General features: G+C 60.0%; 21 protein-coding genes and 1 other RNA gene. 10 read left to right on the top strand and 12 right to left on the bottom strand.

Features of this window, described 5'->3' with window-relative positions; translation table 11 throughout:
• Window positions 1-27: 27 nt before the first annotated feature.
• Window positions 28-531: a cytochrome c family protein gene (locus Q1A63_RS19300; RefSeq protein ID WP_298974664.1), complete on the bottom strand. Its 504-nt coding sequence runs from the start codon at window positions 529-531 to the stop codon at window positions 28-30.
• A 120-nt stretch (window positions 532-651) separates the two neighbouring features.
• Here Q1A63_RS19300 and Q1A63_RS19295 point away from each other — a divergent pair, with 120 nt between their 5' ends.
• On the top strand, window positions 652-1,497 hold the full coding sequence (locus tag Q1A63_RS19295; RefSeq protein WP_298974662.1) for a prephenate dehydratase: 846 nt from the start codon (window positions 652-654) through the stop codon (window positions 1,495-1,497).
• A gap of 10 nt (window positions 1,498-1,507) precedes the next feature.
• On the opposite strand, the gene Q1A63_RS19290 is transcribed toward Q1A63_RS19295, so the two are convergent.
• The 3 genes from Q1A63_RS19290 to nudC all read right to left on the bottom strand — a co-directional run bounded on the left by Q1A63_RS19290 (window position 1,508) and on the right by nudC (window position 3,931).
• Complete coding sequence (locus Q1A63_RS19290) at window positions 1,508-2,377, bottom strand: hypothetical protein (RefSeq protein ID WP_298974661.1); 870 nt, start codon at window positions 2,375-2,377, stop codon at window positions 1,508-1,510.
• A gap of 80 nt (window positions 2,378-2,457) precedes the next feature.
• Window positions 2,458-2,925: an SRPBCC family protein gene (locus Q1A63_RS19285; protein WP_298974659.1), complete on the bottom strand. Its 468-nt coding sequence runs from the start codon at window positions 2,923-2,925 to the stop codon at window positions 2,458-2,460.
• A 37-nt stretch (window positions 2,926-2,962) separates the two neighbouring features.
• A complete protein-coding gene (gene nudC, locus Q1A63_RS19280) occupies window positions 2,963-3,931 on the bottom strand; it encodes an NAD(+) diphosphatase (protein WP_298975002.1) in 969 nt (322 codons plus the stop codon).
• A 151-nt stretch (window positions 3,932-4,082) separates the two neighbouring features.
• Here nudC and Q1A63_RS19275 point away from each other — a divergent pair, with 151 nt between their 5' ends.
• Together Q1A63_RS19275 and ffs are read left to right on the top strand one after the other, a co-directional pair.
• Complete coding sequence (locus tag Q1A63_RS19275; protein WP_298974655.1) at window positions 4,083-5,954, top strand: 5'-nucleotidase C-terminal domain-containing protein; 1,872 nt, start codon at window positions 4,083-4,085, stop codon at window positions 5,952-5,954.
• Window positions 5,955-5,998: 44 nt separating this feature from the next.
• Window positions 5,999-6,097: signal recognition particle sRNA small type (gene ffs / locus Q1A63_RS19270), an RNA gene on the top strand.
• A gap of 26 nt (window positions 6,098-6,123) precedes the next feature.
• Here the strand turns inward: ffs and Q1A63_RS19265 are convergent.
• Window positions 6,124-7,002, bottom strand: coding sequence for an alpha/beta fold hydrolase (locus tag Q1A63_RS19265; RefSeq protein ID WP_299632382.1), 879 nt, complete (start codon window positions 7,000-7,002; stop codon window positions 6,124-6,126).
• Window positions 7,003-7,090: 88 nt separating this feature from the next.
• Here Q1A63_RS19265 and Q1A63_RS19260 point away from each other — a divergent pair, with 88 nt between their 5' ends.
• Complete coding sequence (locus Q1A63_RS19260; RefSeq protein ID WP_298974652.1) at window positions 7,091-7,654, top strand: TetR/AcrR family transcriptional regulator; 564 nt, start codon at window positions 7,091-7,093, stop codon at window positions 7,652-7,654.
• A gap of 31 nt (window positions 7,655-7,685) precedes the next feature.
• Here the strand turns inward: Q1A63_RS19260 and Q1A63_RS19255 are convergent, their stop codons facing one another.
• Window positions 7,686-8,525 carry a neutral zinc metallopeptidase gene (locus tag Q1A63_RS19255; protein ID WP_298974650.1) on the bottom strand — a complete coding sequence of 280 codons (840 nt, stop codon included), beginning with the start codon at window positions 8,523-8,525 and terminating at the stop codon, window positions 7,686-7,688.
• A gap of 184 nt (window positions 8,526-8,709) precedes the next feature.
• On the opposite strand from Q1A63_RS19255, the gene Q1A63_RS19250 reads away from it, so the two are divergent.
• The 4 genes from Q1A63_RS19250 (at window position 8,710) to recR (ending at window position 11,961) form a co-directional block, all read left to right on the top strand.
• Entirely contained in the window at window positions 8,710-10,476 is a 1,767-nt protein-coding gene (locus tag Q1A63_RS19250; RefSeq protein WP_298974648.1) for a DNA polymerase III subunit gamma/tau, read from the top strand.
• Window positions 10,469-10,867 carry a Rid family hydrolase gene (locus tag Q1A63_RS19245; RefSeq protein ID WP_298974646.1) on the top strand — a complete coding sequence of 133 codons (399 nt, stop codon included), beginning with the start codon at window positions 10,469-10,471 and terminating at the stop codon, window positions 10,865-10,867. The genes Q1A63_RS19250 and Q1A63_RS19245 overlap by 8 nt, the downstream gene beginning before the upstream one ends.
• A gap of 51 nt (window positions 10,868-10,918) precedes the next feature.
• Complete coding sequence (locus Q1A63_RS19240) at window positions 10,919-11,263, top strand: YbaB/EbfC family nucleoid-associated protein (RefSeq protein ID WP_298974644.1); 345 nt, start codon at window positions 10,919-10,921, stop codon at window positions 11,261-11,263.
• 104 nt (window positions 11,264-11,367) lie between these two features.
• Window positions 11,368-11,961, top strand: a complete 594-nt coding sequence (gene recR, locus Q1A63_RS19235) for a recombination mediator RecR (RefSeq protein WP_298974642.1) — start codon at window positions 11,368-11,370, stop codon at window positions 11,959-11,961.
• Here the strand turns inward: recR and Q1A63_RS19230 are convergent.
• From Q1A63_RS19230 to Q1A63_RS19220, 3 genes are all read right to left on the bottom strand, one after another.
• Window positions 11,958-12,299, bottom strand: a complete 342-nt coding sequence (locus tag Q1A63_RS19230) for a RidA family protein (RefSeq protein WP_298974640.1) — start codon at window positions 12,297-12,299, stop codon at window positions 11,958-11,960. The two genes, recR and Q1A63_RS19230, sit on opposite strands and share 4 nt — an antisense overlap.
• A 128-nt stretch (window positions 12,300-12,427) precedes the next feature.
• Window positions 12,428-13,528 carry an endonuclease/exonuclease/phosphatase family protein gene (locus Q1A63_RS19225; protein WP_298974638.1) on the bottom strand — a complete coding sequence of 367 codons (1,101 nt, stop codon included), beginning with the start codon at window positions 13,526-13,528 and terminating at the stop codon, window positions 12,428-12,430.
• Between the two features lie 118 nt (window positions 13,529-13,646).
• Window positions 13,647-14,420: a DUF1013 domain-containing protein gene (locus Q1A63_RS19220; protein WP_298974637.1), complete on the bottom strand. Its 774-nt coding sequence runs from the start codon at window positions 14,418-14,420 to the stop codon at window positions 13,647-13,649.
• A 139-nt stretch (window positions 14,421-14,559) separates the two neighbouring features.
• Between Q1A63_RS19220 and Q1A63_RS19215 the strand changes: the two genes are divergently transcribed.
• Window positions 14,560-15,189 (top strand): ribonuclease T2, encoded by a 630-nt coding sequence (locus tag Q1A63_RS19215; protein ID WP_298974634.1) that lies wholly within the window; start codon window positions 14,560-14,562, stop codon window positions 15,187-15,189.
• 17 nt (window positions 15,190-15,206) lie between these two features.
• Here the strand turns inward: Q1A63_RS19215 and Q1A63_RS19210 are convergent, their stop codons facing one another.
• The 3 genes from Q1A63_RS19210 to Q1A63_RS19200 form a co-directional block, all read right to left on the bottom strand.
• The gene (locus tag Q1A63_RS19210; RefSeq protein ID WP_299632419.1) at window positions 15,207-16,181 is read right to left on the bottom strand and encodes a quinone oxidoreductase; all 975 of its coding nucleotides are present in this window, start codon (window positions 16,179-16,181) and stop codon (window positions 15,207-15,209) included.
• 63 nt (window positions 16,182-16,244) lie between these two features.
• The gene (locus tag Q1A63_RS19205) at window positions 16,245-17,231 is read right to left on the bottom strand and encodes an NAD(P)H-quinone oxidoreductase (protein ID WP_298974629.1); all 987 of its coding nucleotides are present in this window, start codon (window positions 17,229-17,231) and stop codon (window positions 16,245-16,247) included.
• 105 nt (window positions 17,232-17,336) lie between these two features.
• Window positions 17,337-18,035, bottom strand: a complete 699-nt coding sequence (locus Q1A63_RS19200; RefSeq protein WP_298974626.1) for a COQ9 family protein — start codon at window positions 18,033-18,035, stop codon at window positions 17,337-17,339.
• Window positions 18,036-18,149: 114 nt separating this feature from the next.
• Between Q1A63_RS19200 and rpsU the strand changes: the two genes are divergently transcribed.
• Entirely contained in the window at window positions 18,150-18,356 is a 207-nt protein-coding gene (rpsU, locus tag Q1A63_RS19195) for a 30S ribosomal protein S21 (RefSeq protein ID WP_007118112.1), read from the top strand.
• The last annotated feature ends 192 nt before the right edge of the window (window positions 18,357-18,548 follow it).

The following is an 18,548-nucleotide window of genomic DNA, read 5'->3' as shown; positions in this document are numbered from 1 at the left end:
GCTTTTTTGGTTAAAGACCGGTTAATATCAGTCGTCGAGGCTGTCCAGATAGGCAATCAGGTCTGCGCGCTCTTCAACTTTCTTAAGACCCGCAAAGCTCATCGACGTGCCCGGGGCATAGGAGGAGGGTTTCTCAAGGAACCCGTTCAGGTTGTCCGCGCTCCATGCACCGTCCATCGAAGCCAGAGTGTCGGAGTAGTTGAAACCACCAACGGCGCCCTTGTCGCGTCCAACCACGCCATAAAGGTGCGGACCGGTACCGTTCTCGCCATCAACCAGCTTGTGACAGGCGGAACACTTGCGAAAAACCTTGGCGCCATCCTCGGCGCTGGCCGATGCGAGGATCGTTGCGAAATCCACTTCTTCGACCTCAGCAACTTCTTCGCCGCCCTCAACTTCGATCACATATGATGCTTCGCCGTGGCTATCTACGTGGTACAGCTCTTCAGCCATCCATTTACCAAGAAGGAGCACAAGCAGCGCGCCGCAGATGCCGCCGGCCGCTTTGGTGAAGGTCATTGTATCAAACATGGCTTTATGGTCCGTTGCTATGCATTTGCGCGGTATCTATTGCTTCACCTTGCTGGTGGCAAGGTGTACTTACCGCGACCAATCGACCCCGCATAGAAGAAAAATACCAAGGACCACTTAATGAGCACCGCAACTTCCGCCCGTATCGCATTTCAGGGTGAACTTGGCGCCTATAGCCACGAAGCCTGCCGCATGGCCCGACCCAATATGACCCCCGTGCCCTGTGCCACCTTTGAGGATGCGATTGATGCGGTGCGGTCGGGCAAGGCCGAACTGGCGATGCTGCCGGTCGAAAATTCCACCTACGGACGCGTCGCGGACATCCATTCGCTGTTGCCGAAGTCGGGCCTGAACATCATCGAGGAGGCTTTTGTCCGCGTTCACATCAACCTGCTGGCGCTTCCCGGTACGAAAATCGCTGATGTCAAAAGTGCCATGAGCCACACCGTTTTGTTGGGGCAATGCAAGGATTTCCTCGCACAACATGGCATTTCCCGCGTGACCGGTGCAGACACCGCGGGTTCGGCCAAGGAGGTGGCGGCGGGCGGCGATCCGACCATGGCCGCACTCGCCAGCGAATTGGCCGGCGAGATCTATGGCCTCGACCTGCTGGCGCGGCACATCGAGGATGAGGGCAACAACACCACACGCTTTCTGCTGATGTCGCCCCAGGCCGATATCACGCGCCGCGGCGATCACGGGATGATCACCAGCTTTGTCTTTGAGGTCCGCAACATCCCGGCGGCGCTCTACAAGGCCATGGGCGGCTTTGCCACCAACGGGATCAACATGACCAAGCTGGAAAGCTACATGGTCGGTGGCTCGTTCACCGCTACGCAGTTTTATGCCGATATCGAAGGCCACCCGGATGATCCCGGCGTGCGTCGCGCGCTGGATGAGTTGGATTACTTCACCAATATGGTCGAAATACTGGGTGTCTATCCGGCGGACCCCGGGCGCAATTGAAGGTTCAGGATCAGCTGAGCGCTCGAACCTCACGCCGTAACTTGCCGAGCAGCGTCAGGTCGCGCGACCCCTCAAGGACGGCTCGGGCCGAGGCGCTAACCTGCGCGCCAAGATGGTCAAACCACATCAACAGGGCTTCGCCCACTGCCAGCTTTTCGTTGATTTCAAAGATCTCAACCAGGGTACCCCCATCGCCCAGATCGGTCAGCGTGATTTCGCATGTTCCCTTGTTGAAATCCCGATTGCGGGCGCTGGTTCGGGCATGGAAATTGTACGCATACCGACGATGCAATGCGAACTCCGTCACCTCGACATGCAACTCCAAAACTGCACTTCCGCCCAACCCGATTTTTTGAATGTACTGCTCGGGTGCACCCGGCACGGGATCAAAGCCACGCAGGGTACCGGAGTAATAAGCCTCCAGATTGTTCGGATCAGGTACCAAGCGCGCCCAGACCTGCGCAGGCGTCGACCGGGTTTTGAACCGAGACCGCAGGCGCACTGCGACCCCCAGGCCGGATTTCTGCCACCACGATCCATAAAGGACGTGATGCAAAACGGCGAACAGCACGAAGAACGAAAAGGTCGACAGCCACTCGGGCACGCCCCGCGAAAGCGTCGACAGAGCGGTATTTTGCCAAACGCTGGTGATGAAAAAGACGATCCCACCAAGTTCCATCACCACCCGAAAGCTTGGAAAGAGCGCCACGCCCACGAATCCCAAAACCGCTATGATCCCCATAAAGATTGCGGTGATCAGGAAGTCGAACGCGAGCGGCACGCCATCATCAACGGCGTGAAACTGCAAGAATCCCGCCAGTCCGAAAAACAGGGTGCCCACCAGGATGCGGCGGTGATGGAGACGCAGAAGGGTTATCATGGCGCGACGTGATCATCGAAAAACGGTGGAGTCGGGGCGCGCTTTGGGCAAATCCAAGACGTTCGTTTGCGACGCTGGGCTTACGCGCGCGCCTGATAGCCTGCTTCGATTTCCTTGAGATACTGCGCCGCCCGCGCCTTAAAGCGTTTGTTCAACGTCGCTTTGGTCAGTTTCAAAGGTTGCAACATGACCCGCGCCGCCAGAGTTTGAGGACGCACTTCGAGGGCGATCATGATCCGCGTCCGGGCGCGCGACAGCGCGATGAGTTCGCAACTTGTGCTGCCATAGAGCCCTGGTGAGGTCAGTTCCATCACCATCTCGTTGGGCGGATCGTAAGTGATGACTTCGACACTCAGAGACCGTTGCTTTCCGCGCAGGTCAAATTGCGCGTCCCACTTCATGCCGATGCCCGGCACCGGCAGGCCATCCACCCGCCTGACATCCGCGCCCCGCCGCATCGCCGCGCGTTCGTAGTTCTCAAAGGATGACAACATTTCAAAAACTGCCGCGATGGGAGCTTCCATGTCCTCTTGGGTGGAGAATTTCATGCGGTCGCCTGCTCAGTCCTGTTGGCCCAGTCTCGGTTCAATCCAGCCGGTCCGCAAGCCAGTTTTCCAGCAAAAAATGCGCAATCGCCCCTTTGCGTGCGGGCAATATCTTTGGATGGTCGCTTGCAAAAATCTGCATCATCTCTTCGCGACTGATCCATAGGGCGTCTTCGATTTCCACCGGATCAATGGTGATGTCCTCGTTCAGAGCGTCCCCGCGACAGCCGAACATCAAAGAGGACGGGAAGGGCCAGGGCTGACTGGCGAGATAAGACACCGGACCAACCGCGATACCGGCCTCTTCAAAAACTTCGCGGCGCACGGCGGCCTCCAATGTCTCGCCGGGTTCCACAAATCCGGCCAGCAATGAATACATGCCCTCGGGCCACCCCGGTGAGCGTCCCATCAGAACCTTGTTGCCGGAGGTGATGAGCATGATGACGACAGGATCCGTGCGCGGAAAGTGAGAGCCCGCGCATGCCGGACATTTGCGTTGCCAGCCCGCTTGGCTCATGTGGGACTTTTCACCACATTTTGAGCAAAACTTATGGCTTTCATGCCATCCGAAGATCGCTTTTCCGGTTGCCGCCAATTCAGCATCCCGTGGCGTGAGCCATGTCATGATCCGCCGCAATTCGGCGAATGCCATCGAGGCGGGTAGTTTTGGATGCCGCTGCTCGGACGGATCGAGAAACCCACCCAAGGCTTCGGGATCCAGGTATTCCGGAACCCAGGGCGACAGATCAAACCCGAACCGACCAGCACCCTCTTCACGACCCAGAAAGATCGTCTCCGCGCTGGCCTCGGATAACACCGGGTGATCGAGAGGGAGCCGCACTAGACTGGCAGGGTTTTCCGTATTGATCAGAGGTTTGCCGCGCCAGAACAGAATTGCCCGCGTATCGGGATGATTTCGCAACGTTTCAACCGCGTCATCATCGGTTCGCAATTCGCCTGCGCGATCCAGCGCGGACCCGCCAAAAGTGACTGTTTCGGCATGTTTCATCGTGTTCCCCCGCGCCTTGGCGTTGACGACTGGCACGCAGCTATCGCTGTTGCAAGACCAAAGCGCGCAGGCGCATCTGCGGTCTTGCCAACCCATGCGCGATCTGATGGATATAAACTCGTGCAAGAGTTGATTTTTTCCGACGAGGGATGTGACCAAGATAACCGGCATTTCTGAGTCCAATGCATCGGACGTACGCGTCCGTTTGCGAGTGTTGGCCACAAGCGATCTGCACATGCAGTTGGTCGCCTATGACTACGTGAACGATCAAAAAACGGGCGGGGACAGCCTCGTTCAACTGGCAACCATCATCCGGCAGGCGCAAACCGAAGCCCAGGAAACGGACGCGATGTGCCTGCTTGTCGACAATGGCGACACCTTGCAGGGCACGCCGATGGGTGGTCATCTGGCAATGCATCCTGGTCTGAAACACCCCATGGCGTCCGCAATGAATGACCTGGGATATGATGCGATTGGCATTGGCAACCATGACTGTGATCATGGGCTTGCGTATCTGGCGCGATGTCTCGATCAGTTTGATGCGCCCGCGATCAGCGCCAACCTGAGATCTGCCGCATTGCCGGGGCTTCGCACCCATATTGTGCTGGAAAAGAATGTGTCCGGCCTGGGCGATACCGACGACGTGCTGCGCGTCGGGATCGTTTCAGCTTTGCCACGCCAGACCGCATCTTGGAACCGCCATCAACTGGAAGGACAGGCGCAGGTCGCTGATCCCATTCCGGCGCTGGAAGAAGCAATTGCCGCCGCCAAAGCCGAAGGCGCGGATATCGTGATTGCGCTGGCGCACATGGGCATCGCGCAGTTTGACGAGGGGGATGACGCACAAAACCAAACCGCGGAGGTCGCCCAGCTCAAGAACGTGGATGCGGTGGTCGCGGGTCATACCCACCTGAAATTCCCGGGGCCCGATCATTCAGGCGTGAACGGCGTCGATTGCGAGAACGGCATGATCAACGGCACACCGGTGGTCATGCCAGGGTGCAGTGCATCTGAGCTGGGCGTGATTGACCTGGACCTGCACCGCCCGGCGCACGGAGGGTCGTGGCAGGTCACAGAGCGTGCCGCCACCCTGCGCCACCCCACGAAAGAGACCGTTGATGACAGGGCGGTCGAGGCGCTTGCGCAAGAGGCCCATGTTCAGACCCGCACCTATCTGTCACAGCCCGTTGCCACGCTTGCCGGCCCCATGCACAGCTATTTTGCGCTCGCGCATCCCAGTCACGTGCCCGCCATGATGGCGGAGGCAAAACGCTTTGCGATCCAACAGGCGATCATCGGCACCGAGCTTGCCGATCTGCCCTTGATCGCGGCTGTTGCCACACCGGCAACCGGCGGCTTTGACGGGCCGGAGAATTTTGTCTCTCTCCCCGCAGGCCAACTCAGACGACGCCATATTGCTGGTCTCATTCCCTATTCAAATCAGGTCTGGGCGGTGAAAGCCTCCGGTGCACGGCTTTCGGGATGGCTCGAACGCTCCGCTTTGCTGTTCAATGTCCTGAGCGCCGACACCCCGGATCAGATGCTGGTGGACCCCAGGGTGCCCGGGTTCCGCTATGATGCGCTCTACGGTCTGACCTATGAAATCGATCTGACCCAACCATCTCGCTTTGACGCCGCCGGGCGCCCGGTCGAGGGCGCGCCTGGCCGCGTCCGAGATATCCGCTGGCAGGGCGAACCGGTTCATCCTGATCAGGAATTTCTGGTCGCCGTGACCGATCACCGCGCGGGCGGCGGCGGCACGTTTCGAGCGTTCAGCGACAACAACATCGTGGTGCGAAACGACGCACCCCTGTCGCAGGCCTTGATCGAATACCTGAAGAACCCGGATTACCACGTGGTAAGATCCGCAACCCCATGGCGTTTCAAAGCCGATCTTGGTTTGCGCGCTTTCCTGCATACCGCGCCGGATGCCCTGAACCACCTGCACGACATTGCGCACCTGCGACCGGAAGCCTGTGGCTACACGCGCGACGGCTTTGTACGATTGCGCTTGCACCTCTAGGCTCCGGGCTTGCGCCTTGGTGCCGCCTTGCCTATATGGAGCGTTGAGAGGTTGGCGCGGGCGAGCGCCTCGCCAACCCGGTCAGATCCGGAAGGAAGCAGCCGTAACGAGCCCCGCTTGGGTCGTTGTCCAGCCTCTCACCACCCGCGCTTGTGCCGCGTGTATTTCTTTAAACCCCGATATCTTTGGTGCCGAGCATGACGTCCCAAAGGGCATCATTACGACGCGCAAACGCCGAGATGTGCCCCACCCGTCTCAAACCATGGTCGGCCGGGGCGATCCGCTGGACCTCCGCCTGTCCACCATAGAGCCGCGCCAGCCGCTGGGTGCATGGCTCAGGCACTAGATCATCATCCGTGAAGGACATCAGCCGCACCGGTGCGCCCGACCGGGACCAATCGGGCTTTGGCAGGCTTTGCGTCACGGCACCGGCAAAGACCCCTGGCGTTGTGCACCATCTGCGCCATTCCGCAAAGGCGGCTGCTGGCATATCCGCGCCGAACCCCAAAAACCGGCCCGGCATATACCCCAGCAACCGCGACATCACTGGCGGCAGCCCGTACCAGAAGAACAGCGCAAGACCGCGATAAGGCCACGGATGATCGACATGGTGGACCAATCCGGCACCCACCCCGATCACCCGGTCAATGCCGCTGACATCGGCCTGCATCGGCAGCATCATCGCGCCCAGCGAGTGCCCCATGACCCACAGCGGGACATCGGGGACTGCCCGACGCAGATGCGCGCGCGCCGCTAAGTTGTCACGCAGGCCCCAGTCCGACATCGTTGCCCGGCTCGCCCGCATGCTGCCGTTTGCCGAGCGACCCATGCCCCGGTAATCGTAGGTCAAAACCGCCACGCCCCGCTCAGCTGCCGCCCAATAGGCAAAGGCATTGTAATATGTCTGTGGCACCCCGGTGGCACCGTTCAGCACCAGCGCGGCACGCGGTTTAAATGGCGGCTTATAGAGCCTGCCACTCAACTCGGCGCCATCTTCGGTCTTGATCAGGCGGCGACGCACATTTGGTGTTTCGACGACTTTCAGCATGCGGATATCCCTCTGCTGCTATTGCTTTAGACCAATCAGTCTAGTTACATCTCTGGACCAATTGGTCTACTTCTGTCAAGCTCTTCTCATGAAAACCGCTGCCCTGCCCACCAAGGATCGGCTGATCCGCGCCGCCGCTCAGCTCTTCCGGGCGCGCGGGTATCATGGTGTCGGACTCAACGACCTGCTGGCAGAGGCATCGGCCCCCAAGGGCTCGCTCTATCACCACTTTCCGAACGGCAAGACGGATCTGGCCCTGGCTGCCGCGACCTGGGCATCAGATGAGATGCTCCGCGTGATCGCGGCCAGTTTTGCAGACGCCAAATCCTTTGATGACGGGGCCACAACGCTGTGTTTCAAGCTCGCCAAACTCTTTGACCTCACCGGTCAGCAAGACGGCTGCCCGATTGGCTCAACGCTGTTTGAAGGGCCGGAAAACGCTGCGTTCCTGGAGCACGCGGACCGATGTTATCAGGGCTGGATCGAGGAAGTGCAGGACCACGCAACTCGCTTTGGCATGGGCGAAAAAGAAGCCCGCCAACGTGCGGAACATCTGTTTCTATTGATCCAGGGCGGGTGGCAATTGGCACGCGCCAAGCGCAGCTCTGAGGTCCTGCGCGACCTGCCAAAACTTTTCGCCATAGCCGGTTAGCACAGACCGCTGGTTGCGTCCCGATGGGCGCTCAGAGCTGGCGGGCACCAAAGGTGTCGCAATCGCGGATCGCACCACTGTCATATCCCCGCTCGAACCAGCGCGCACGCTGCGCGGAGGTGCCATGGGTGAATGTATGCGGCTGTGGCACGCGACCGGCCTGGCGCTGCAAATGGTCATCGCCGATCATGCGCGCCGCATTCAGCGCTTCCTCAAGATCGCCTCGCTCCATCAGCCCCTGAACGGACCGCGCCCAAACGCCCGACAGACAATCCGCCTGCAATTCCAACCGGACAGTCAGCGCATTGGCGTCCACAGTGCTGGCGCGCTGGCGGACGTCATTCACCTGCCCCAGAATGCCCAACTGGTTTTGAACATGATGCGCCACTTCATGCGCGATCACATAGGCTGCGGCGAAGTCGCCAGCAGCCCCCAATTGCCGATCAAGTTGCACAAAAAATTGGGTATCCAGATAGGCGCTTTGATCCGCCGGGCAGTAAAACGGGCCGGTAGCGCCCGAAGCGCCACCGCAACCGCTTTGCGTGACGCCTGAGAAAATGATCAGCTGCGGCGGTTCATAGGGGCGCCCGACCTGTTGGGCGAAAACCTGACTCCAGGCCTCTTCGGTGGTGGTCAGAACCTTGGCGGAAAACGCGACGGCCTCAGTTTCTTCGGCAGTGGCCGAGCGGCTTTGCTCGGTCGGCGCATTGCCCCCTTGCAACAGCGGCGTGACGTCGATGCCGGTGAAGTAACCAATCGCCAGAACAGCCAGAATACCGAACAGCCCCATGCCACCGGCACGCCCGCCCCGTGCGCGCCCACCGCCCCTGACAGACACGTTCTTGCTGGATCTGATGCCGCGCAACCGCATGAGCGCCCTCCTGTTGCCATCCCCATGGGCATCATAACGCCTGAGGCGGACCAAAGGTCTATAAGAAACATGGGTGTCGCGCTTTATCGACGACAGCAACCATTCCCCATGCCCCGGTTTACGTCCATCCTTGCTGCGCATACGCTATGGTCTGATCATCGAATCTCTACCCCAAGGCAGGTGCATGACCGAGACCGAAAAAAACCAATATCAGGTGCTGGCACGCAAATACCGGCCTGAGACCTTTGCGGATCTGGTGGGTCAGGACGCGATGGTGCGAACGCTGAAAAATGCCTTTGAAGCGGATCGGATCGCGCAGGCCTTTGTGATGACGGGCATCCGCGGGACGGGCAAGACCACGACCGCACGGATCATTGCCAAGGGCATGAACTGCATTGGCGCGGATGGCGCGGGCGGGCCCACGACTGAGCCCTGCGGTGTCTGCGAGCATTGCAGCGCGATCATGGAGGGGCGCCATGTCGATGTGATGGAGATGGACGCAGCCTCGAACACGGGCGTGGCCAATATTCGCGAAATCATCGATTCCGTGCACTACCGCGCCGCCTCCGCGCGCTACAAAGTCTATATCATCGACGAAGTGCACATGCTGTCGACGGGTGCCTTCAATGCGCTGCTGAAAACGCTCGAAGAGCCGCCCGCGCATGTGAAGTTCATCTTTGCAACTACGGAGATTCGCAAGGTCCCGGTGACCGTGCTGTCCCGCTGTCAGCGATTTGATCTGCGGCGGATTGAGCCGGAAGTCATGATTGCCCTGATGCGCAAGATTGCCACTGCTGAAAGCGCAGAAATTGCCGAGGATGCCCTGGCCCTGATTGCCCGTGCGGCGGAAGGCTCCGCGCGCGATGCGACATCGCTGCTGGATCAGGCCATCAGCCACGGCGCAGGTGAAACCACCGCCTTGCAGGTGCGCGCCATGCTGGGGCTGGCGGACCGGGGCCGGGTGCTGGATTTGTTCGACATGATCCTGAAAGGAGATGCTGCCGCGGCCCTAACGGAGCTCTCCGCACAATATGCCGAAGGCGCCGACCCGATGGCAGTATTGCGCGATCTAGCGGAAATCACCCATTGGGTGTCCGTTGTGAAAATCACACCGGAAGCGGCAGAGGACCCCACCGTTTCACCGGACGAGCGCAGCCGGGGGCTGGCCATGGCGGAGGCTTTGCCAATGCGCGTGCTGACACGGCTGTGGCAGATGTTGCTGAAAGCTTTGGATGAGGTGGCAAGTGCGCCCAATGCGATGATGGCGGCAGAAATGGCGATCATCCGGCTGACCCATGTGGCGGATCTGCCGAGCCCGGAAGAATTGGTGCGCAAATTGCAGGGTACCACGCCACCTGCGACACCGGCGCCAAATGGACCCGGTGGTGGATCTGCGCAGGGCGCAGGCGCGCGTGCCGCGGGCGGGGGGGCCTCGGCTGTCGCCTCGGCCCGGAGCAACGCGGGCACCGGCGCAGGTCCAGCCACGGCGCAGGCGATTGACCTCGACGCGGCGCTGGCGCGCTTCCCGACCTTTGCCCATGTGGTCGAATTGATCCGCGCCAACCGGGACGGCAAGCTGCTGGCGGATGTCGAAACCGACCTGCGGCTTGTCTCCTATCAGCCGGGTCGGATCGAATTTGAGCCTACCGAGCGCGCACCGCGGGATCTGGCACAACGACTGGGGCAAAGGCTGCAAATGTGGACCGGCAACCGCTGGGCCGTGACCGTCGTGAGCGATGGCGGTGACAAGACCATCGACGAAGTGCGAAACGCCAAGAAATACGCGCTTGAAGCCGAAGCAAAAGAGCATCCGCTGATGCAGGCCGTTCTCGCACAGTTTCCAAAGGCGACGATAAAAGACATTCGCACGCCCGATCAGATCGCGGCCGAGGCGGTGCATGAGGCGCTGCCCGAGGTCGAGGACGAGTGGGATCCTTTTGAGGATGACTGAACCGCAGGCGCTGATCCCACCCGCCATGGCCGCGCTGGAACGGGACTGGCAGATGTCTCCGGGTCTTGTGTCAAACGGCCATGTTTTCCTGACCGGGTTCAACGGTTGCCCGCTGGAGGGGCCGCTCTCACCCGATCCGGAAACGCAGATCACAACGGCCTTCGACATGATCGAAATGGTGCTGGCCGAGGCGGGCCTCAGTTTTGCCGATGTGGTTGAGATGACCTCCTTTCATGTTGGGCTGGCCGATCATCTGTCGCTGTTTCGCAGGTTGCGGGCAGAACGAATAAGCCGGCCCTATCCGGCATGGACGGCCCTGGAGGTAGCAGGTTTTGCGACCCCCGGCGTGATTGTTGAGCTTAAGGTGGTCGCCCGGCTTAAAAGTGACTAAGTAACAGGACAACAGTGGCGCAAGCCAACAACCGACGCGAAGGAACAAGAGATGCTCAAAGGATTAGGCGGGCTCGGCGATATGGCCGGGATGATGAAAAAGGCGCAGGAAATGCAGGGCAAGATGGCCCAGCTGCAAGAAGACATGCAAAATATCATGGTCGAAGGCTCGTCCGGCGCGGGCCTCGTGACGGCAAGCTGCACGGCAAAGGGTGAGTTGAAAACATTGGATATCGACCCGTCGATCTTCAATGGTGACGACAAGGAAGTGGTCGAGGATCTGATCCTTGCGGCGATCAAGGACGCTCAGACCAAAGCCGCCGAGCGCGCGCAGGAAGAGATGGCGAAACTAACCGAAGGCATGGGCCTGCCCGCCGACATGAAACTGCCCTTCTAGCGCAAGCTTTGGTCGGAAAACCAACGATAGCAAAGCAGAAAGGGTTGTCGCAGGACGCCTGCGATCTCCCACCCTCTTTTGAGTGAAACACCCCCCGACAACATATGAGCAGCACCAAAGACATCGACGCGCTGATCGACCTGATGGCCAAATTGCCGGGCCTCGGACCGCGGTCGGCACGGCGGGCGGTGCTGCACCTTATCCGCAAACGCAGCCTGCTGCTCACCCCGCTTGCGGATGTGATGCAAACGGTGGCGGTCACAGCCCGCGAATGTCTGAATTGCGGGAATGTCGGCACGCTGGATATCTGCGATATCTGCACCTCGGAGAAGCGCGCAAACGGCGAGCTTTGCGTGGTCGAGGATGTGGCAGACCTTTGGGCGATGGAACGCTCCGGCGTGTTCAAGGGGCGTTACCATGTGCTGGGCGGCACGCTGTCCGCCCTTGATGCTGTGGGGCCCGACGAGCTGCGGATACCGCGCCTGATCGACCGGGTGCTATCAGAAAACATTACAGAGGTCATTCTGGCGCTGAACGCCACCATCGATGGGCAAACCACGGCGCATTACATCGCCGATCAGCTCGATGGACAGGTGACCCTGACCTCGCTGGCACAGGGTGTGCCTATTGGCGGCGAGTTGGACTATCTTGACGACGGCACCATCACAGCGGCGATGCGGGCGCGCAAAACGATTTAGTCGTAGGCGGCGTCCACGATAATTTCGACCTTCAGTTCCGGACGTGCCAGTTTGGCCTCGCCGCAGGCGCGCGCTGGCGCATGGCCTTCCGGCACCCAGGCGTTCCAAACCTCGTTCAAACCGGCGAAATCGCTCATATCCGCGAGCCATATGGTCGCTCGCAACATCTTTTCGCGGGATGAGCCTGCCTGGATCAGCAAGGCGTCGAGACGGCGCAGGCACTCTTCGGTCTGCGCCTGAATGGTTTCGCCTTCGCCGACCTGACCGGTGATATAGGCAACACCCTGATGTTTCACAATTTTGGAAGATCTCACCCCGGTATCGATGCGTTCAATCATTCTTTGGTCCTTTGCGGGTTAACCAGCGGTCTTGCCTCAATGACCGTAAAAATACGAGCGCGCAAGATAGCGCGGAAGCCGCCTGCGCAAGAAACGGAATTGGGGGCGCATCGGTATCATCCAGCGCGTCAGTCTTTCTCCCAATCCTCACCAATTGGAGCGCGATCACGTTGTTTTTCATCCCGGATCATTGATCGCACCTCCACCTCTTCTTGCACGGTCGCGGGCTCGATTGGCGTGGCATCAGCAGGCTGAGCCGTCAGCGCCAGTTGGAAAAAAATCGGAAAGTGATCCGACCCGATATGATCGAGGCGCTTGATGGAGACGAGACGGAATTGCGCGCTGTGAAAGAGGTGATCCAGCGGCCACCTGAACACCGCAAAATCCGCGTGAAATGTGTTATAGAGACCTCGCCCGACACGGGGATCCAGCAGGCCCGAAAGACGCTGAAACCGCCGCGTTGTGGTGGACCAGGCGACATCGTTCAGATCGCCTGCGACGATGGTTGGCACCGCTGCCTGCTGCGCTTCCAGCCCGACAAGCGCGATCTCGCTGTCGCGCCCCTTGGTGTCGTGATCGATCACGGGCGGTTCTGGATGCAGGATATGCAGCTCTACAGGATCGCCCGAGGGCAGGGTCAGACCGGTCCGGATCGACGGCACATTTTCCGTGATGAGCGTGCGCACTTTGGTGTCATGCAAGGGCAGCCGAGACATCAGGCACAGACCGTACCCATTGTCCTGCGGGACCTTCACCCAATGTTCATAGGTATATCGAAACGCCTCTTCGAGCGCTTGCGTCCATTCCGCATCGACCTCAATCGCAACCGCGACGTCCGGGTCTTGATCGTTGATCAGGCGCATGAGCCGCGCGTAGGACCTGTTGGACATCTTAACATTCGCACAGAGCAGCGACATCTGGCGCGTCTTATCGGCAAGCTGTGACGGGGTCGCGCGTTGTGATTGCTTTGGCCAAATGGGCGTGAACTTGATGATATAGCCCAGTTGCACAAAAGCGATGATCGCAAGCATCACCGCTGGTCCGCGCAACGGCCCGCCCATGATAACAGCAAACACCGCCGCAAGAGCGGCCAGAATCGCCATTTGCGCGCGGGGGAAGGCCAACCCGCGTATCGCGCCGAACGGCAGCTTCGAGAGTGGGAGCAAGGTGGCCAATGCCAAGGCACCGGTGAGGCTCCAGACGGCGTAACCTGCCAACGAAATTGCCATGGGGGTGCAATCCTTCCACGGATAAACTGTCAGAGGTCTGTCCGGTTCCAAACAGAGCCCGAAAAGACAAACTGCCCAGCGGTTTTACAACGCAGGGCAGTTTTTGAATTTCAGGGCGTCAGTCGCGCTTGGTCTCTTCTTCGGTCTCATCGTCATGGGTGCCATCGGGCAGGTTGAAGAAACTATCCGCATCGGAGAAGTCGCCCGCAGATTCTTCTTCGGTTGCCTCTTCCGCGTCACCCGCCAGCGTGAAGGTCTCCAACCCTTCGATGGCGGTCGGGATTTTGGGCTCCGCGTCCATGCCAAGGCTCTGCTCGGTGCTCACCAGCTTGCGGCGTTCGTCGTCGCTCATTACTGGCGCATCGGCGGCTTTCTTGGCCGCCGCTTTTTGCACCACGGCGTCCAGTTCGGATTGTTTGCACAACCCCAACGCCACCGGATCGATGGGCTGAATGTTGGAAATGTTCCAATGCGTCCGCTCGCGGATCGCCTGAATGGTCGGCTTGGTGGTGCCCACCAGCTTACTGATCTGCCCATCGGTCAATTCGGGGTGGAATTTCACCAGCCACAGGATCGACGCAGGTCGGTCCTGCCGTTTGCTGAGCGGTGTATAGCGCGGGCCACGGCGTTTTTCCTCGCCCTGGGCTGCGGCGTTGAATTTCAGCTGCAGTTTGTGCAGCGGGTTGCCCTGCGCGGTGTCGATCTCATCCTGCGTCAGTTGATTATTGGCAATCGGGTCGAACCCCTTCACGCCCTGCGCCACATCGCCATCTGCAATGCCCTGCACTTCCAGCTCATGCATACCGACAAAATCGGCGATCTGCTTGAAGCTGATTGTTGTGTTGTCTACCAGCCATACGGCTGTGGCCTTCGCCATGATCGGTTTTGCCATTGTCGGTCTCCTGTCTCATATGTCGCGGCCCACACCTCATCCGTCGCCTGAAAAGGCTGTCCCGGTGGTCTGGGACGGTTTCCATTGTGGGGGAACTTGTGGCTTATATAGGCTGGACGGTGAAATAAGGAAAGACCCAATGCGCGCGATCCTATTGTGGCTGATGATGGCCGTGCCGCTGGCCGCACAGGAAAACAAGCCCGGCGCATTTGACTATTACGTCATGTCGCTCAGTTGGTCGCCCAATTGGTGTGCTCTTGAGGGGGATGCACGCCGGTCCCCGCAATGCGATGCAGATCGGGGCCACGGCTGGATTCTGCATGGGTTGTGGCCGCAATACGCGCGGGGGTACCCGTCTTATTGTCAAACCCTCGCACGGGCCCCGAGCCGTCAGATGACAGCAGAGATGGCCGACATCATGGGCACATCGGGCCTCGCCTGGCATCAGTGGAAAAAACATGGCGTCTGTTCCGGTCTGGACGCCGATGCGTATTACGCGCTGTCCCGCGCGGCCTATGCCACGATCATCCGGCCCGAGGTGTTTCGCCGGTTGGAAGACCCCGTCAAACTGCCTGCCAAAGTGGTCGAGGAGGCATTTCTGAAAGAAAATCCGCAGCTTGATGCGGACACGATCACCATCACCTGCCGTGATGGTCACATTCAGGAAGCACGCGTCTGCCTGTCAAAGGACCTGGCGCCAGTGCCCTGCGGCCGCGATGTCATCCGGGATTGCCGTCAGTCGGACGCGCTCTTCACCCCCATCCGCTGAGCGGGACGCCCGCAGCGCTAGATTTCCAGGATGGTACTGCCCGTTGTTGTGCGCGCTTCCAGCGCCTCATGGGCTGCGCGCACTTCCGCAAGTGGGAACCGCTGATCGATGCGTATTTCCACGGCGCCAGAGAGCACTTTTTCAAAGAGGTGATCCGCCATGTCCTGGCAGGCGTCGCGATCCGCCATATGCGCAAACAGCGTGGGCCGCGTGATCTTCAACGACCCCTTTTGCGCGAGAACGGCCAGATTGAACGGCGGTACCGGCCCGGACGCATTGCCGAAAGAGATCATTATGCCCAGCGGTTTCAGACTGTCCAGCGAGCCGTCAAACGTATCCGCGCCAACAGCGTCCATGACGACATCCACGCCCTGGCCACCGGTCAGTTCCTGCAACTGTGCCACCCAATCCTCGGTGCGGTAGTTGATGCAATGTGTGGCACCATGCGCCAACGCCAATGCACACTTTTCATCCGTACCGGCGGTACCGATGAGGGTGATCCCCTCTGACCGCGCCCACTGGCAGGCGATCAGCCCCACCCCACCTGCCGCCGCGTGGAAAAGCACCGTGTCTCCGCGGGCGATGGGTGTGGTGCGGTGAAAAAGGTATTCGACCGTCATGCCCTTCAGCATCATGGCCGCCGCGTGCTCGAACGATATGCCCTCCGGCAGGGCGCAGACCTGTGTTGCGGGCATGACCCGCGCTTGCGCATAGGCCCCGGGCGGCGTTGCCGCATATGCTGCCCGATCCCCCGGTTTGAGATGCGTCACCCCTTCGCCCACGGCCTCGATGATCCCTGCGGCCTCCATGCCCAAAGCATGCGGCAGCGCCAGCGGATAAAGGCCGGTGCGTTGGTAGACATCAATGAAGTTCAGCCCACAAGCCTTGTGCGCGATCCTGACCTCTCCTGGCCCCGGCGCGCCGACATCGCGTTCCGTCAATACCAATGCGTCAGGCCCACCCGCCTTTTCGATGATTACCGTCTGCGCCATTCGACCGTCCTCCATATCACCCATAGATCAGATCCATGCCGTAGGGTGGGCTTCAGGCCACCCTCACCCGGCCACTTTCAGAACGATTTTGCCGATGTGCTCGGATTTTTCCATCCGGGCATGCGCCTGATTTGCATCTTCAAGATCGAAGCTCTGATCCATCACCGGCTTCACCCGGCCCGCCTCTAGCAGCGGCCAAACGGCCTCGCGCAGATCCTGCGCAATCCGCGCCTTGGCCAAATCGCTTTGCGGGCGCAGTGTGCTGCCGGTCATCGTCAACCGTCGTGTCATCAGCGTGGCAAAATTGACCTCTACCTTCGGCCCGCCCAGAAAGGCGATCTGCACCAACCTGCCATCATCGGCCAAGGCTTTGAGGTTGCGCGGAATGTATTCGCCCCCGACCATATCCAGAATGAGATCGGCGCCACCTTCGTCACGCACCACCTCAACGAAATCCTGTGATCGGTAGTTGATCGCAATCTCCGCGCCCAATGCGGTACAGGCATCGCATTTATCCGCGGACCCAGCCGTTGCAAAGACACGTGCGCCAAACGCATGCGCCAGCTGGATGGCCGTGGTGCCGATGCCGGAGGATCCGCCATGGACCAGAAACCGTTCCCCGGCTTGCAACCCGCCACGGGTAAAAACATTTGACCACACGGTGAAATGTGTCTCCGGCAGGCAGGCCGCTTCCATAAGCCCCAATCCATCGGGGACCGGCAGACAATGTGCCGCGGGGGTTGCGACATATTCCGCGTAACCGCCGCCCGGCAAAAGGGCACAGACTTGATCCCCCAGCTTCACCCCGGACACACCCTCGCCGATGGCCACTACGTCTCCGGAGGCCTCCAGCCCGGGCAGATCGCTGGCCGTGGGTGGCGGAGCGTAAAGTCCTGCGCGTTGCAACGCATCGGGCCGGTTCACCCCGGCCCAGGCCACCTTGATCACCACTTGCCCGTGACCCGGCTCCGGCACCGGCCGCTCGGTCAGCTGCAAGACATCGGGGCCACCGGGGCTGGTGATTTCAACGGCGCGCATCATCTGGGACATTTTCGCGATCCTTTCTGTTGGCCTATCCGTATCAGGACGGTGCGGAATGGCAAACCAAAGGTCGCGGTCCGCACGGCTGCGCCGGGAAACGACCCGAGGGAAACCTCAATCGCGCGGCGCGGTCCAGCTGCCGGGCAGGTCCATTTTCGGCATGCGGGCGGGTGCCTTGATGTGGCTCATCACCCAGTTTGGCCCCGTCATCATGCGGCTGAGCGTCGGGCTTTGACGCATACGCGCCTTGAATTTCTCGATCTGCATCACATCCTCGATGCGACGGTCCAGAAACGCCCATGTCGCCATGTTGTCCGGGCTGTCATCGCCCAGCCAGTAAAGAATGGTTGCAGAATAAACCCCGCTGAGCGTCGCCCGCTTGGTGTACCAGTTCACGTCCTCTGACGTGTCCCCGAGAGCGGTCCAGATGTGATCGGCGGTGCCCCAGACCAGCTTGGCCCCATCAGCCGCATGCATCGGCAGCGCAAAGAGCGTTGTCCCGCGCCGCACCGCTTCCTTGTCGGTCACCGCTTCGATCCTGAAGCGCACCGCCGCCGCGATTTTATCCCGGAATTTCAGCGCGCTCATGTCTTCCGACTTGATGCGGTCCAGCATGGCCTCATCCCCGCGGTGGTGGAACGCAATCGCCAGGTCTATGGCACCCCGCGGGCAGATGGCACGCGCCACGGCAGGGGCGACAGCCGCATCGCGAATCGCTGCCTGAAATGTCGCTTCTGACCATCCATCAAACGGCACATGCGCCAAAGCGGCATCCAAAAGCTGTGTCTTTGCGGTCTCGTAAGATACGGTCATGGCATTTCTCCGGGTTTCAAAGGGGCGCTACACTGGACAACATAGGTTGTCCTTGCTATATGCCCACTTCCTGCAAATCCTTGCAACTCAACTTAGAAAGGTGGTGAAAACCACATGCAGGTTAGTGTTCGCGACAACAACGTCGATCAGGCGCTTCGTGCCCTGAAGAAAAAGCTGCAGCGTGAAGGTGTCTTCCGTGAAATGAAGCTCAAGCAACATTTCGAGAAGCCGTCCGAGAAAAAAGCGCGCGAGAAAGCTGAAGCGATCCGCCGTGCCCGTAAACTGGCACGCAAAAAGGCCCAACGCGAAGGGATGATGTAAATCGTCACCGCTCGAAGCCGAAAGAGTTTGCCCCCGTATGCTGGTCATACGGGGGTTTCTTTTTGCCCAGACATATCGCGATGCGTAAACTACGTGTCAAAGTCGAGAGATATCGCCGTTCGGACGCCACCGGCTGTTAAGGGTCCCGCTGATAATTCTGCTGCAGGATCAGCCTCAGGAAACCGGCCGTGA

It is taken from the genome of uncultured Roseobacter sp. (assembly GCF_947499265.1).
Classification (GTDB): Bacteria; Pseudomonadota; Alphaproteobacteria; order Rhodobacterales; family Rhodobacteraceae; genus Roseobacter.
Note: the sequence above shows the minus strand (reverse complement) of the source record. Positions and strands in the feature narration are given on the sequence as shown.

Bases quoted from the DNA above. Each gene is read 5' to 3' on its own strand.
- Q1A63_RS19240 (WP_298974644.1), top strand. From the start codon at position 10,919: ATGCTCAAAGGATTAGGCGGGCTCGGCGATATGGCCGGGATGATGAAA.
- Q1A63_RS19215 (WP_298974634.1), top strand. From the start codon at position 14,560: ATGCGCGCGATCCTATTGTGGCTGATGATGGCCGTGCCGCTGGCCGCA.
- Q1A63_RS19255 (WP_298974650.1), bottom strand. From the start codon at position 8,525: ATGCGGTTGCGCGGCATCAGATCCAGCAAGAACGTGTCTGTCAGGGGC.
- Q1A63_RS19220 (WP_298974637.1), bottom strand. From the start codon at position 14,420: ATGGCAAAACCGATCATGGCGAAGGCCACAGCCGTATGGCTGGTAGAC.
- Q1A63_RS19295 (WP_298974662.1), top strand. From the start codon at position 652: ATGAGCACCGCAACTTCCGCCCGTATCGCATTTCAGGGTGAACTTGGC.
- Q1A63_RS19285 (WP_298974659.1), bottom strand. From the start codon at position 2,925: ATGAAATTCTCCACCCAAGAGGACATGGAAGCTCCCATCGCGGCAGTT.
- Q1A63_RS19300 (WP_298974664.1), bottom strand. From the start codon at position 531: ATGTTTGATACAATGACCTTCACCAAAGCGGCCGGCGGCATCTGCGGC.
- Q1A63_RS19290 (WP_298974661.1), bottom strand. From the start codon at position 2,377: ATGATAACCCTTCTGCGTCTCCATCACCGCCGCATCCTGGTGGGCACC.
- Q1A63_RS19250 (WP_298974648.1), top strand. From the start codon at position 8,710: ATGACCGAGACCGAAAAAAACCAATATCAGGTGCTGGCACGCAAATAC.
- Q1A63_RS19230 (WP_298974640.1), bottom strand. From the start codon at position 12,299: ATGATTGAACGCATCGATACCGGGGTGAGATCTTCCAAAATTGTGAAA.
- recR (WP_298974642.1), top strand. From the start codon at position 11,368: ATGAGCAGCACCAAAGACATCGACGCGCTGATCGACCTGATGGCCAAA.
- Q1A63_RS19225 (WP_298974638.1), bottom strand. From the start codon at position 13,528: ATGGCAATTTCGTTGGCAGGTTACGCCGTCTGGAGCCTCACCGGTGCC.
- Q1A63_RS19200 (WP_298974626.1), bottom strand. From the start codon at position 18,035: ATGACCGTATCTTACGAGACCGCAAAGACACAGCTTTTGGATGCCGCT.
- Q1A63_RS19210 (WP_299632419.1), bottom strand. From the start codon at position 16,181: ATGGCGCAGACGGTAATCATCGAAAAGGCGGGTGGGCCTGACGCATTG.
- Q1A63_RS19205 (WP_298974629.1), bottom strand. From the start codon at position 17,231: ATGTCCCAGATGATGCGCGCCGTTGAAATCACCAGCCCCGGTGGCCCC.
- nudC (WP_298975002.1), bottom strand. From the start codon at position 3,931: ATGAAACATGCCGAAACAGTCACTTTTGGCGGGTCCGCGCTGGATCGC.
- Q1A63_RS19260 (WP_298974652.1), top strand. From the start codon at position 7,091: ATGAAAACCGCTGCCCTGCCCACCAAGGATCGGCTGATCCGCGCCGCC.
- Q1A63_RS19245 (WP_298974646.1), top strand. From the start codon at position 10,469: ATGACTGAACCGCAGGCGCTGATCCCACCCGCCATGGCCGCGCTGGAA.
- rpsU (WP_007118112.1), top strand. From the start codon at position 18,150: ATGCAGGTTAGTGTTCGCGACAACAACGTCGATCAGGCGCTTCGTGCC.
- Q1A63_RS19265 (WP_299632382.1), bottom strand. From the start codon at position 7,002: ATGCTGAAAGTCGTCGAAACACCAAATGTGCGTCGCCGCCTGATCAAG.